General features: G+C 53.8%; 14 protein-coding genes, 1 tRNA gene and 3 pseudogenes. 11 read left to right on the top strand and 7 right to left on the bottom strand.

The genetic code is table 11. The annotated features are described in order from the left end of the window. Positions 1–293 precede the first annotated feature (293 nt). Positions 294–1,292, bottom strand: coding sequence for a hypothetical protein (locus CCOS864_RS18140; protein ID WP_115087731.1), 999 nt, complete (start codon positions 1,290–1,292; stop codon positions 294–296). 55 nt (positions 1,293–1,347) lie between these two features. Then, positions 1,348–1,506: a helix-turn-helix domain-containing protein gene (locus tag CCOS864_RS28790; RefSeq protein WP_115087732.1), complete on the bottom strand. Its 159-nt coding sequence runs from the start codon at positions 1,504–1,506 to the stop codon at positions 1,348–1,350. A 477-nt stretch (positions 1,507–1,983) separates the two neighbouring features. Here CCOS864_RS28790 and CCOS864_RS18150 point away from each other — a divergent pair. From CCOS864_RS18150 to CCOS864_RS18165, 4 genes and pseudogenes are all read left to right on the top strand, one after another. Then, positions 1,984–2,301 (top strand): annotated as a pseudogene (locus CCOS864_RS18150) (phage major tail tube protein); the annotation flags it as partial. A 54-nt stretch (positions 2,302–2,355) separates the two neighbouring features. Then, positions 2,356–2,682 (top strand): phage tail assembly protein, encoded by a 327-nt coding sequence (locus tag CCOS864_RS18155; RefSeq protein WP_115087734.1) that lies wholly within the window; start codon positions 2,356–2,358, stop codon positions 2,680–2,682. 8 nt (positions 2,683–2,690) lie between these two features. Continuing rightward, positions 2,691–2,813: a GpE family phage tail protein gene (locus CCOS864_RS18160; RefSeq protein ID WP_115087735.1), complete on the top strand. Its 123-nt coding sequence runs from the start codon at positions 2,691–2,693 to the stop codon at positions 2,811–2,813. A gap of 147 nt (positions 2,814–2,960) precedes the next feature. Further along, a pseudogene (locus tag CCOS864_RS18165) lies at positions 2,961–3,485 on the top strand (phage late control D family protein); the annotation flags it as partial. Positions 3,486–3,489: 4 nt separating this feature from the next. Here the strand turns inward: CCOS864_RS18165 and CCOS864_RS28090 are convergent. Continuing rightward, complete coding sequence (locus CCOS864_RS28090; RefSeq protein ID WP_148708558.1) at positions 3,490–4,362, bottom strand: hypothetical protein; 873 nt, start codon at positions 4,360–4,362, stop codon at positions 3,490–3,492. Between the two features lie 455 nt (positions 4,363–4,817). Further along, positions 4,818–5,303, bottom strand: coding sequence for a hypothetical protein (locus CCOS864_RS18175; protein ID WP_208644390.1), 486 nt, complete (start codon positions 5,301–5,303; stop codon positions 4,818–4,820). On the opposite strand from CCOS864_RS18175, the pseudogene CCOS864_RS18180 reads away from it, so the two are divergent. The 4 genes and pseudogenes from CCOS864_RS18180 to CCOS864_RS18200 all read left to right on the top strand — a co-directional run. Beyond that, positions 5,302–5,400, top strand: a pseudogene (locus CCOS864_RS18180) (pyocin activator PrtN family protein); the annotation flags it as partial. The gene CCOS864_RS18175 and the pseudogene CCOS864_RS18180 sit on opposite strands and share 2 nt — an antisense overlap. Positions 5,401–5,485: 85 nt before the next feature. Continuing rightward, positions 5,486–5,983, top strand: coding sequence for a hypothetical protein (locus tag CCOS864_RS18185; RefSeq protein ID WP_115087737.1), 498 nt, complete (start codon positions 5,486–5,488; stop codon positions 5,981–5,983). A 496-nt stretch (positions 5,984–6,479) separates the two neighbouring features. Next, complete coding sequence (locus CCOS864_RS18195; RefSeq protein WP_115087739.1) at positions 6,480–6,734, top strand: DUF4224 domain-containing protein; 255 nt, start codon at positions 6,480–6,482, stop codon at positions 6,732–6,734. Continuing rightward, positions 6,735–7,796 carry a tyrosine-type recombinase/integrase gene (locus CCOS864_RS18200; protein ID WP_115087740.1) on the top strand — a complete coding sequence of 354 codons (1,062 nt, stop codon included), beginning with the start codon at positions 6,735–6,737 and terminating at the stop codon, positions 7,794–7,796. A gap of 102 nt (positions 7,797–7,898) precedes the next feature. On the opposite strand, the gene CCOS864_RS18205 is transcribed toward CCOS864_RS18200, so the two are convergent. From CCOS864_RS18205 to CCOS864_RS18215, 3 genes are all read right to left on the bottom strand, one after another. Then, positions 7,899–8,999, bottom strand: a complete 1,101-nt coding sequence (locus tag CCOS864_RS18205; RefSeq protein ID WP_167458911.1) for a DUF262 domain-containing protein — start codon at positions 8,997–8,999, stop codon at positions 7,899–7,901. A 2-nt stretch (positions 9,000–9,001) separates the two neighbouring features. Further along, positions 9,002–9,874 (bottom strand): FRG domain-containing protein, encoded by an 873-nt coding sequence (locus tag CCOS864_RS18210; protein ID WP_115087742.1) that lies wholly within the window; start codon positions 9,872–9,874, stop codon positions 9,002–9,004. 383 nt (positions 9,875–10,257) lie between these two features. Then, positions 10,258–10,345: transfer RNA gene (locus CCOS864_RS18215), tRNA-Ser, on the bottom strand. A 121-nt stretch (positions 10,346–10,466) separates the two neighbouring features. Here CCOS864_RS18215 and CCOS864_RS18220 point away from each other — a divergent pair. The 3 genes from CCOS864_RS18220 (at position 10,467) to tusD (ending at position 13,233) form a co-directional block, all read left to right on the top strand. Then, positions 10,467–11,138 (top strand): Bax inhibitor-1/YccA family protein, encoded by a 672-nt coding sequence (locus CCOS864_RS18220; protein WP_036994557.1) that lies wholly within the window; start codon positions 10,467–10,469, stop codon positions 11,136–11,138. Positions 11,139–11,332: 194 nt separating this feature from the next. After that, positions 11,333–12,712 carry a nucleobase:cation symporter-2 family protein gene (locus CCOS864_RS18225; RefSeq protein WP_115087743.1) on the top strand — a complete coding sequence of 460 codons (1,380 nt, stop codon included), beginning with the start codon at positions 11,333–11,335 and terminating at the stop codon, positions 12,710–12,712. 128 nt (positions 12,713–12,840) lie between these two features. Next, a complete protein-coding gene (gene tusD / locus CCOS864_RS18230; RefSeq protein WP_115087744.1) occupies positions 12,841–13,233 on the top strand; it encodes a sulfurtransferase complex subunit TusD in 393 nt (130 codons plus the stop codon). The last annotated feature ends 1 nt before the right edge of the window (position 13,234 follow it).

Consider the following 13,234-nt stretch of genomic DNA (forward strand, 5'->3'; position numbering starts at 1 on the left):
TGTGCCTAGTCATTTACAGTGCACAGTCCAAAGCGCATCAACCCGCGTCGTGAAGCTTTGGTTCCTCATCTCCCGGTGCATACCCATAAAGGATCATCCGGCACGCCGGCCAACCGCATAGTCCCCTACCCCGTCTCCGTTTTCACTCGCCACTGGCTGAGTGCTGCAAATTGGCCACCCGTGCTGTCGTTCGGTTGGATAAGGTCAAGCAACAAAACCTCCGCCTTACTGCAGAGGAAGCCCTCCTTGTAGACCCGCTCCAAACCCTTACAGAAGAGCAGTCGCGAGGGCATTCACCCTCTACGCCTGGGAACGGTCTGCTGAAAATGATGAACTCCACCCTGCGAAGGTGCACCGTTCGAACGCAATATTGTAAACCGCCCCTGTGTGTACTCTGTACCAACCAGATATGCTGGGGCCATGACTATATCGGGGAACAATACCCATCCTGTGACACCAGCATCAGCCACAGACACAATTCTTGTCGGGGTTTCGATCAGTGCTGGATGGGGCATTTCGCTGAAAAACTGAGTTTCGCAGTACATGTGAGGCTGGTAGTCAGGCTTATAGATGGTTGTTGTATGTACGTTACCCCCAACTGTTCCCTCAATAGTAGAAGCAAACTTAATGGTGGCCACCATTGCCTCCCTTACATCAGAGACATATTGTTCATAAGCACTGACATCAGGGAGACCTTCCCTTTGGTGAATTGCCTTCCACTCGGCCATAAAATAAGCTTCCGTTTCACGCCGAAAGCCAGACCCAACCATATCAATACCGCAGACACCCTTCAATCCAGGCTGTTCTTTAAACCCTTCGGGCTTAGAAAGTCTAGTTGATGCACGCGTTCGACTAAGCTCTACAAGCACGCGCTTCCACTTATTGTGTTTACGCTTCCACCCCGCAATGACAATCGTCACCCCGGAGCTTATCAACTCCCCTTGGGAAATATTAGTCAACCTTTCCCTTATCCGCTTTATCACGGCATCACAGCGGTGCTGCTTTTGCTCACTCAGGGTGCCCAATTGCATAGCCCAAGGATCAGATCCGTCCATTGGGATTTTTATACGTGTATCGAGTTGCTCTGCGATCCACTCATCAGTCGGCTTGCCCCGCATAAACGCAGCGCCACAGTAACTAATTGCGAGAACTCCATCATCAGCCTCATAGATAAGGCTTTTGTTAGATTTGTCATCGAATTGCTTTGTTTTACCATCAGACTGGGTCGTCAAAAGACGATCCCCTGCCTGGATTACAAACAGCGGTGATGCGACAGTAATTATCAGCGTCATGCTTACTTCCTAAAATAACAGCCGGATACGTGCTGTTCGATCCATGGATGCGCCACTAGCTCCTCGACACACTCGGCGAATGCCCCGACCACCGTCTAAAAGCACGGCGTAGGTCGGCACTATCACTGAACCCAAGCTCCACAGCAATCTTCTCGATGGTGACCTCCCCTTCCCTCAGCAAATGTGTCTTCGTAAAGATGATCCATATCAGCACCCGTGAAGCACCCGACCTCTAGGGAGAGGTCAGAGAACGCCACAGCTCGATGCCACAAAATCCCCAAGGGCATCATGGTTAATTCATGCCGCTTCGATCACCTCGCTGATAAAGGAAAATTCTGCCAAGACATCACCGACACTGTGCGGCCATTCGTTCCGTTCCTACAGGAACACAAGGAAATGTTGGCGATGCAAAGCTCATGCATTTATCGCTGGCCTGATGCTGAACCGCTACCGTGATAAACAGAGAAAGCTTTGTTAGCCAATACGCTTGCAAGGTGTCTAGAGAATCCGGGGCGATTCAACTCATCGTCGTCATCTATTGCGCATTCATTGCACGCACCCGTCCGCCTAACCCGTAGCGTCGTCATTTATCTACCACTTGCTGTCACCGTGCGCGCCCGACGAGTGTCTTCATGATGCTCAGTCGTCAACTGTCGTTGATCTGCCGCTGCCATCATGGTGCATATGCGCCTGGGACCTGATCGCCCTGCGCCAGTTCGCCGCCGTGCGTGTGGACGGCGTGCAACTGCGCTTCTCGGCCTCGGTGCAGCGTGACGACACCGGCGAAGTCAGCGCGGTGGAAATCGTCACGCGCGGCCGCCACGAAGAAGTCGACTTCGGCGATGCCGAACCCGGCGAAGACACCGAGCACAAGATCACCACGGCCCTCACCTACTACAAGCTCACCGTCGACGGTGAGGTCATTGTCGAGATCGACTTGCTCAACTTTATCTACATCGTCGACGGCAAAGATCGCCTGGAAGAACACCGCAAGGCCCTGGGCATTTAATCCCTCACCGCCGGACAACTGCCGGCGGCTACCTCAGTACCAAGGAGCAACCGCATGAAAACCCCAGAACAGAGCGCACCAGCCAAGAACTTCAACGAGGAAACCATCACCCTCGACACGCCGATCATTCGCGGCGAGACCTCGATCACATCCATTACCCTGCGCAAGCCCACCAGCGGCGAGCTGCGCGGGGTCAGCCTGGTGGACCTGGCCAGCATGGACGTACTTTCGCTGCGTAAGGTGTTGCCACGCATCACCACCCCGACCCTGACTGATATTGAGATCGGCCGCATGGACCCGGCCGACCTCCTGCAGTGCGGTGTGGCAGTCGGCAGTTTTTTGCTGAAGAAGTCGGACAGGGAAGCTGCCCTCATTGCGTAGATGACGTGATGGCCGACCTGGCCATCGTCTTTCACTGGGGCCCGGCCGACATGGATCTGCTGCCCCTTTCTGAGCTGATGGATTGGCGCGAGCGGGCCATAACGCGCTGGGAGCAGACCCATGGCAAATAGCCTGAAGATGGAAGTGGTTCTCCAGGCCATCGACCGCGCCACCCGGCCCATTCGTGCCATTACTCAAGGCAGCGTTGGCCTTGGGCGGGCACTCAAGGAGTCCCGCGACCAGCTGAAGGTGCTGCAGGAGCAGCAACGCGACGTCAGCAGGTCAACAGCGCCGAAAAGAAAGAGGCCATCGCCGGCGCCGGCGACAACCTCAAGGAACTGCGGCACAGCTACACCGACCAGGCCAGCGCGGTGCAGGCGGCCCGAGCCGAGTGGAACCGCCTGCAACGCGGTACCGCCACGTTGAGCTACACCCTGGCCAAAGGCCGGCCAGAACTCACACCCGACCAGACCTACAGCCTGGTGGGGGTAAAGGCCGAGATCAGCGCCATCATCTGGCTGGGCGGCAACCTGCGGCACAGCTTCACCTCAGACAGCTTCACCACCAGCATGGATCTGGAGTCCAAGCTGCCGGACCAGGACGACTTGGAAGACCTGGTCGACAAAAAGACAAACTACACAGGCATTACCGCCACCTACCGCGATGAGAAAACGGGCAAGCAAAAGACTGTCACCGCCGGAGACCAGACCAACCCTCAGCGGCTTACGCACCTCTACGCCAGCAAGGGCAGTGCAAAACGTGCAGTGGACCGGGAGTGGAAGAGGGCAATGGGAAAACAATGACAAATTATGCTGGACGTAGTACTGAGAATTTATCGCCCGCATTTTCAAGCAAAGTCCTAACACGAGCAAACTTGTCACTAATTGGAAAATCCCTCCCACCCTTTATACCAAGATAACTTCTAAGCAACACAAAAATACCAATAGCATCTCTAATCGCATGAAAAACGGATTGACTATCGCTGTCCAGCGCCGGGATCACAAAATTCAACGGAGGACCTTTGTCGGCGTTTACAGCAACAACACGGGCTAACGAATAATTTATATTGAAAGAACTAAGGAGCGCCCCTAGAGAGCATACAAACTGAATGGCATCGCAATCCTCGATCGGTCCTTCGAGCTGATGCATCAGAACCTCAGCCACCTCGACCACATCCTCAAATCGATCCTTATTATAGTGACCATTCCAATCAACATTATCAAACGAAGCATCAGGAAACATGTCCGCATAAAAATCGGACACATTCACATATGTCTTGCACCCATTATTATGATGCCGCTTAGAACAGTAGCCATCTATTAACTTCTCAAAACCCTCCCTGTGTTTCAAATAATTACCAAATCGATTATTGGCTATAGCCTCCCCATATTGCTTTAAAGCAACATCAATTTGAGTAGCAGCTTCCATTGATCGATGGATTGCAGCAACCATTGCGACCAACGGCAAAGACAAACTCATTATTGCCACTGGAAACTTAAACGTATCAAAAAAAAACTGAACACAATCTGATTTGAAACACAATTCACCGACGGGAGTAGCGTTCCCAACAAAAGCACCTAATACGCCGCCCACCACTAGCGGGCCTAAAAAAGCCACCCAAAATAAAAAAGTCCTTGCCAAGTGCTTATGCTTTGGTGTTTCTTTCTTATGCGCCTTCATACCATCTACATTTCCGACCAATTTAAAACCCGGCATCACACCGGGACCCTACTTTTCCATTTACTCCGTAGACTTCCGAAGCGCCTCCAAGATCCTTAAGACATCTTTTCGCTGCTTGTCACTTAAAGTGCGTAGTAGTTCCAAGAAATGACGCTCTAACTGAGTAAGGTTTTCCATCATAGGTACTCCATTTCCATGTGACGGGCGCTGATGTCAATGACACGACCCGATGCACTCAGAAATTCCCTAACCTCACTACTTCATAAGGCGCTATTCGTCTGCCTTCCAACTTCCCAGCAGTGCGCGTCGGCGAGGGAAGCTCCGAGTGGCCACCCCCTAACCTACGCACACTTTTGAACTGCAAGTCCGAAGTCACCCTCGGATCACTCTGGTTCGACCGCTAGAGTTTTCCAGCTGCCCGGTGAGGCCGTTACTTGGTTACCCTCAGACGCTGCTCAAGCTCGAAACGGCGGAAGCACCATGTACTTCCCATTTTCCCCCCACCCCTCCAGCGTGCCGTCCTGCTTGAGGATGTAGTACTCGCCAAATTTGTTATCAGGGGTCTCAAGACGGATACCGCCTTCAGGTGTGGATTTGGCGGCGTAGCTTTCGGTATTTCGTCCACCACTCGCGAACACGGAATCGATGAAGTAGTTGCCGTCTTTTTTGTAAAGAACCATCACATGACCTAGCGCACCGTCGCGCAGCCAGCTACCAACCTGCTCGGTGTAACCCGAGAGGTCCATTGCAGTGAGGGTTTGATAATCGGAGGCGCTCAGACCGATCACGGTACTTTGATAATCGGGGTCAAAGCTGACATTCGCCCAGTAACTACTGTAGGTCTGACCTTCGATCCGGAAACCGATAAAGGTTTTTTCAGCCTTGGCATCAGATTCGTTGCGGATGGTCTTGGCCACGTCAGCCAGCTCGGCGTCGGTCAAGCTGCACAACTCCGCAAAAGCACAGCACGTAGTTTACCTGCACAACCTAGCTGACTACCTCGACCTCCAGGCTCAACAAGCTACGCGATCCGCTTGAACCAGGCGGCCCCGGCCAACAGGGGCACCCAGCCCGCCACCGACTCTCACCTTGCCCGGTGGCAGGCTACTTAGGAGCACAGCACATGCAACAGCAACACTACATCCTGGCCCTCGCAGCCCTCTGGCTGTTCACCCTGGCATTCCTGCCTTTCCTTTTCGCGAAAGCCCGGACTCGCGCTTTCGACAGCGGAAGAGCGGCAGGGCTTGAAACTCGCGACGCGATCAACTCTCAGCAAGTCGCGTCGATACGTATCGAGCGAGACGAGCTGGCCATCCAGCTTGAAGCCGAACAACGAAAGCACCTCACCATCAAAGCCGCTCTCCAGAGCAGGGTCAAAGAGCTTGAAGACCGGATCATGTCCTACACCGACATGCCTGTGACCAGGGCTGACCATGACCAGCTAACCAAGACCGCCGCCACACTGAAACTGGCTGGGCGCACCTGGAAGGCTCTGCAAGTTGCCCCTCAGACCCAACACGCTGCCGACCAGCAACTCTACATCGAAGGACTTGCTGCCCGCGTCCACAGCCAGCTGCGAATCACCCCTGCCAAGCCAGCAAGCGCGGGGGAAGTAGCATGACCACTACTTCCACCGAAGCCACCCAGGTGAGCCCCCATGACTAACCCTGCACGCATCTGGCAACTGATCAGCTTGGTGTTGGCTATCGCTCTCACCGCCGCCCTGATTGCCTTACACCACCAAACGACTACTGGTCATCACACCACCGGTACACCGACTGTAAACCACTTCAGCGATGCCCCGACTCTGGTACTGAGTCCCACCGCACGCCGAGCTCAGGAGAGGTTTTCGCTGTGATCACCACACCAAGATATCAACCAGAGGTCCGCATACCGAAAGGCCTCCAGCCACTTACCCGACCAGCTATGTCGATCATCTGCGACGTGTGCGGGAAAGTGCAGACCCGCAAAGGTGGCCACGCCAAATGCTCAAAGGCCCGACAAGCGGCAGGATTTATCCTGAAGCAGGATGACCAGGGCATCAGCGCCAATACTCTACAACTGCAGGCGGCAACCGACCCTGCAAGCTGCCGAGAACTACTTCGAGGGGTCAGACAATGAGCAAATGGCAAGGTGACAACGTTCAGACTGAGACCCTGACTGAAGAAGAAGTTGCAGCTATCACAGGCTATCAATTGCCTCATAAGCAAATTCACTGGTTGGCCAGCAATGGGTGGCAATACGTGTTAACTGGCGCCAGACGCCCCGTTGTAGGTCGGATCTATGCTCGTCTCAAATTGGCTGGGGTAAAGCCGACAGCATCAAGCGCTGTCGCTGAAACCTGGACTTTCGACCTGTCGCGGGTGGTATAAATGCGGCCGAAGAAAACTGCCAACCGTGACCTGCCGCCGCGAATGCTGCGGCGGGTACGCAACCTTAAAAGCGGGGGCCAATGGGTAGGCTACTACTATGACGGTCGCGACGAGAACGGCAAACGAATCGAGATCCCGTTGGGAACAGACTTAGACGTGGCGAAAATGGAGTGGGCCAAGCTTGATCGCAAAGCTGTGCCCAAAATCGTGCGCTTGCTTGGGGATGTTTTCAATCGCTATGAGCGTGATGTGATTCCCGGCAAGATGCCAAGGACCCAGAAGGACAACTTGCTGTCGCTGAAGCAACTTCGCGCTGCATTCAGCGAAGCACCTATTGATGCGATCACACCTCAGATTCTTGCCCAGTATCGTGACAAACGATCGGGCAAGGTGCGAGCGAACCGCGAGATCGCCCTTCTTTCTCACATCTATAACATGGCTCGAGAATGGGGTATCACTGAAAAAGAAAATCCGGCAACTGGGGTTCGCAAAAATAAAGAACGGCCACGCGATTTCTACGCCGGACCAGAGATCTGGAATGCGGTTTATCAATACGCTGCCCCCGAGCTGCGGGATGCAATGGACTTAGCCTATCTGACCGGTCAACGCCCAGGAGACGTACTGTCTATGCGAGCCGCGGACTGCATACCCGGTTTCTTGCAAGTCGCGCAGGGAAAGACATCGAAAAAGCTACGAATTCAGCTCAATACAAATAATCGACCCAATCAATTGGGACTTCTTGTCGAGCGCTTATTGGAACAGCGCACTGAACGTGGAGTTCGAAACCCTTACCTAATTACAACCGAAGATGGCAGGAATGTGTCTGCCTCTATGCTACGCCTCCGATTTGATGATGCTAGAAAGGCAGCTTTCAACAGCTCACTCGAAGACAAAGTATTAGCCGAACAGATTAAACTCTTTCAGTTTAGAGACATCCGGCCTAAAGCAGCCAGCGAAATTGACGACTTAACCCAAGCTAGCCGCCTACTCGGACACACAGATAAGAGAATCACTGAGACAGTTTATCGTCGCATTGGCGAGATCGTTGAACCTACTCGATAGGCGCTTATTTAATAGCCTCAAAGCAAGGCGGGGTTGTCGGCAGCTTACTTCTAGATTAAGCCGAACACCCCGCAATCACTCAACCTTCCCAAGCATCGCCCATTATGAATTGAGCAAGACCCATTCTTCAAAAGCATCATTAAGAATTTTAAAGCGCCCCACATGACTGCCCAAGTCGTTAGTACTACGATTTAGGATATCGAAAGCCACCAGCGTATTACCTTGACCACTCGAAGTGATCTCCCCTCCCTTCATACTCTGGCTAGCGGACGCCCTGTTAGACTTCCTTCTTGATTCGAATTCAACCAAAAATTCTCGTATGAGATGATGCCTGGAGCTATCCTGCTCTCTGCACAGCCAGTAGTACACAGGTATAATACCGCCACTTGACAAGAGCTTATCTCTTGGCAGAAAAATCTCAGCCATTGCATCAAGATTATCAGTTACCCTTCGAGTAGCCAACTCTAGCATCTGCTTCTTTTGAGCGACTTCAACCTGTTGTACAAACTCATCAAGAACACGCTTCTTCGTGTCCATCGGTCTTTCCGAGTATTCAAACTGCAACAACTTCGCCGCGGTATTAAGATCAGCTCCGCGCTTCACGGAAAATGCAATACAGTCTGTAAAGAAACTATGCGAACTGATGCTTCTAATAATTTGCGGAACAGGACCTGACATAGCATTCCGAATTTCCGCCCCCGCCAAAGGCTTATTCCTATTCAATCTTACAAACAGCTCATTAATGGGGTCTTCCGTTGAAGCGTGAACTTCCATGATAGTAAGGTTGAATGTTTCAAAAATCTCCGCCACATCATAGTGATTGGCCACAAGATCTTTATAACCAAGCCCGCCGAGCTTTAAACTTGGGTCCGCCTTATAAACAAAATCGTCATTTAATACGATGCTCCCATCAAAAAAGTCAAAAATCGCCTCAAAGCGCTGCTTACCATCAATAATAGCATATGGCAATCTACTAGAGTTTAACTTAGAACTCTCCCCAACCGTAAAGTCCGCCATATATATTTTGGGGATATCAAATCCATTTAAAATAGAATCAATCAAATAGCCTTTATCGGTCTGCGACCAAAGCCTACCACGGCGCTGATAAGAAGGATTCATATCAATTTTACTGCGACGAGACTTCCACCAAGTAAGAGGCTTAGCATCCATTGTACGTATGGAAAAATATTCTTTAGCAACCATCATTACACCTCAAACTTGTAGAATCTCTTGATTTCGAGCGCTAGACCATCGAGATCTGGATAAACCACCGATTCTGTTATCCCATAGAGAAAAAGCGACTCTCTCAAAGCAGAAATATTTTCTTTTGGAATCACCAGCTTCTGAAGGGATTTTCGTGGATACCTATGCTGATCGTACAACTCATCCAGGCCGCTAACCATTTGGCCTGAAACCGTAAAAACCCCACGCTGCGCAACTATACGCGGACTGTTATGGATGCCATACATAGCAACCGGGTGATTATTCATCTTTCCAACTGTAGATTCTGGATGATAACCTTTCATCTCATCATCAATTGTCAGCAATATACCACCATCATAAGACACATGATCAAGCGCATGTTTGTTCCATGTGGTAGGATTCAACACCCACACCACTGCATCTTTCGTATAAGTAATTACACCGCCTACATCTTTCGTATAAGCGGCATTAGCAACCGCAAAATAGAATGCGATAAAGGGGTTTTCGGACCAATCCAAAAGCCTGGTGGGGATCCTGTGATGCTGCATGTAGAAAAGTACACCCCAGTCATCCTGAGGAACTTTATCAGAGAATGGCATGCTGCGCTGACGAAAACGAGCGATAAGTTCCCGCTCCAACTTACCGATCTCATCGCTGGATGTACTTTTTTGATGTCTATAGAGCCCAGGAACTAAATTATGGTCCTTGTTATTACTTCCTCTATACCAAAGAGGTGCGCCAGGAAAATCCCCCTGAAGAGTCTCTAAATGTTTTACATACTCAGAAAATTTAGTAATTTGTTTTTCGGGTACTTTTGCCACAAGCGTACTCTTCTCTAAGCATATTTGCCTTACTTGGCTAACCAGCTTCGGCATGCATTTTCAATTAGTGCGACCCGTAAGCTCTGCATTTTTCTGGAGCATGAAGAAGGCCGCCCACATCCAGCATCGACGATAGCGCAGCGCTATCGCACTCGCAATGCCTAGGAGCCCAGCAAACGGCAGCGACTGCGACCTGACATAGTGAGGCAGAAACGCATAATCGATGATCTCGCGCGCGCACAACAAGACGTTACGGGAAATGCAACGCCCGCGGCCTTGCAGGCCCTCTGCTCGGCGGTTGATAAGCCCTAATCGCGCGAGGACGAGGATAAATTGCGGAAACGGAAGGAAAAACGCGGAAACGATCAGGCGTGGAACTGGGGAAAAGAAGGGGCCCCAAAAACGCAAAAAGCCCTGAATAATCAGGGCTTTGAAGATGGCGGAAGCGTAGAGATTCGAACTCTAGGATAGTTGCCCATCGACGGTTTTCAAGACCGTTGCCTTAAACCACTCGGCCACGCTTCCTCGTATTGCGGGCGCCATAATACCGAAATGAAACAAGCTGTCAAACTCTCTATGTGGCCGCTTTGCGCGGCTCTGTTATGATCTTTGCATCTGAACGTTTCAAACCCACAGGAGTGTCGCCATGCGCGAACAGGATTACGCCGTCAATCACGGCCAGCAGGTCGAGCAGCAGGAGGTCAGCCGCGTCCTGCGTAACACATACGGGTTGCTGGCTATCACCCTCGCCTTCAGTGGCATCATGGCCTACGTGGCGCAGCAGATGCGCGTCGGCTACCCGAACATTTTCGTGGTGCTGATCGGCTTCTACGGCCTGTTCTTCCTCACCAACAAGCTGCGTGATTCGGTCTGGGGCCTGGTGTCCACCTTCGCCCTCACCGGCTTCATGGGCTTCTTGCTCGGCCCTATCCTCAACCGTTACCTGGGTATGGCCGGTGGCGCCGAGGTGGTCAGCTCGGCGTTCGCGATGACGGCCCTGGTTTTCGGTGGCCTGTCGGCCTATGTGCTGATTACCCGCAAGGACATGAGCTTCCTCGGTGGTTTCATCACCGCCGGTTTCTTCGTGTTGATGGGTGCGGTGCTGGCCAGCCTGTTCTTCCAGATCAGCGGCCTGCAGCTGGCGATCAGCGCCGGTTTCGTGCTGTTCTCGTCGGTGTGCATCCTGTTCCAGACCAGCGCGATCATTCACGGTGGCGAGCGTAACTACATCATGGCAACCATCAGCCTGTATGTGTCGATCTACAACCTGTTCGTCAGCCTGCTGCAGCTGTTCGGCCTGATGGGTCGCGATGACTGATTGGTTGCTGGTGTGATGCGTTGAGAGAAAGCCCGCTTCGGCGGGCTTTTTTGTGGGTGGGGTTTGGCAAGGCTTTGCCTTGCATCGCTGGCAAAGCCAGCTCCCACAGGGATAGGTGCCAGCCTCAAGGCACTACCGTAAACGGGTGCGGGCCCGTAGAATGCGCTCCTTTTTTCTTCCGGGGCAGCACTCCCATGAGTTCAATCGAGCAAGGACCCGGCGCACCCGCGCAGGCCAATGAACTGGTCCTCGGCCTTGAAGACCGGCCGCGTCCGTTGATCGCGATGCTGGCGGCGTTGCAGCACCTGCTGGCGATCATTGTGCCGATCGTCACCCCTGGCCTGCTGATTTGCCAGGCGCTGGGGGTTTCGGCCCGTGATACCAACCTGATCGTGTCGATGTCGCTGGTGATCTCCGGGATCGCCACTTTCGTGCAGTGCCGTCGCTTCGGGCCTTTTGGCGCCGGGCTTTTGATTGTGCAGGGCACCAGCTTCAACTTTGTCGGGCCGTTGATCGCCGGTGGCGCGTTGATGGTCAAGCAAGGCACGCCGGTCGAGGGCGTGATGGCGGCGATTTTTGGTGTGGTGATTGCCGGTTCGTTCGTGGAGATGGGCATTTCGCGCATTCTGCCGTTCGTCAAACGCCTGATTACCCCGCTGGTGACCGGTATCGTCGTGCTGATGATCGGCCTGACCCTGATCAAGGTCGGCCTGATCAGTATGGGCGGCGGCTTTGCGGCGATGAGCAACGGCACCTTCGCCAATGGCGAGAACCTCCTGCTGTCGGGCGTGGTGCTGGCGATCATCGTGATCCTCAACCGTATTCCGGTGGTGTGGATGCGTAGCTGCGCCATCGTCATCGCCCTGGCCGTGGGTTACGCCCTGGCCGGTTACCTGGGCCGCCTGAACTTCACCGGCATGCACGAAGCTGCGCTGTTCCAGGTGCCCGTACCGCTGCATTTCGGCCTGGGTTTCTCTTGGGCGCTGTTCATTCCGATGCTGGTGATCTACCTGGTGACCTCGTTGGAAGCCATTGGTGATGTGACCGCTACCAGCAAGGTCTCGCGCCAGCCGGTGGAAGGCCCGCTGTGGATGCAGCGGATCAAGGGCGGCGTGCTGGTCAACGGCACCAACTCGCTGCTGGCCGGGGTGTTCAATACCTTCCCGAGCTCGATCTTTGCCCAGAATAATGGCGTGATTCAGCTGACCGGTATCGCTAGCCGCCATATCGGTGTGTGGATTGCGGCGATGCTGGTGATCCTCGGCCTGTTCCCGAGCGTGGCCGGGGTGATCCAAGCGGTGCCGGAGCCGGTGCTCGGTGGCGCGGCGATGGTGATGTTCGGCGCGGTGGCGGCTTCGGGGATCAATATCCTTGCCAGCATCAGCCTGGATCGTCGCGCGCTGCTGATCATTGCCGTGTCGCTGGCGCTGGGCCTGGGGGTGGCGCAGGTGCCGGAGTTCCTCGCGCATATGCCGTCGGCACTGCGTAATGTGCTGGAGTCGGGGGTGGCCACCGGGGGGATTTGTGCCCTGGTACTGAACTGGTTCTTGCCGGAGCATAAAGACAAGGCTTGAGACAGTGTTGAAGCCATCGCTGGCAAGCCAGCTCCCACAGGGGGCGAGGTAAGCCCTGAAGAGCCCGCGGCATGTTGCTGCGGGATTTTTGCTTTATCATTCCCGCAGATTTGCTGAAAGAGACTTCCATGAAGTTCGCCATTGCGGTTTTTTCTCCGGCCCATGCGCCCTCCTCGCGCCGCGCCCTGCGTTTTGCCCAGGCGGCGCTCGCTGGCGGGCATGAGATTGTCCGGCTGTTTTTCTATCAGGACGGCGTGCACAGCGCCTCGGGCAATGTCGTGACGCCTCAGGATGAGCTGGACCTGCCCACCGAGTGGCGCGCGTTCGTCAGCGCGCAGCAGCTCGATGCCGTGGTGTGCATTGCCGCCGCTCTGCGCCGCGGCGTGCTCAATGCCGAGGAAGCCCAGCGCTACCAGCGCCCGGCGGTCAACCTGCCAGCGCCCTGGGAGCTGTCCGGGCTGGGCCAGTTGCATGAGGCGGCGCAAGTCGCCGATCGACTGATGTGCTTTGGAGGCGATTGAG

The organism is Pseudomonas wadenswilerensis, assembly GCF_900497695.1.
In the GTDB taxonomy this organism is placed as follows: Bacteria; Pseudomonadota; Gammaproteobacteria; order Pseudomonadales; family Pseudomonadaceae; genus Aquipseudomonas; species Aquipseudomonas wadenswilerensis.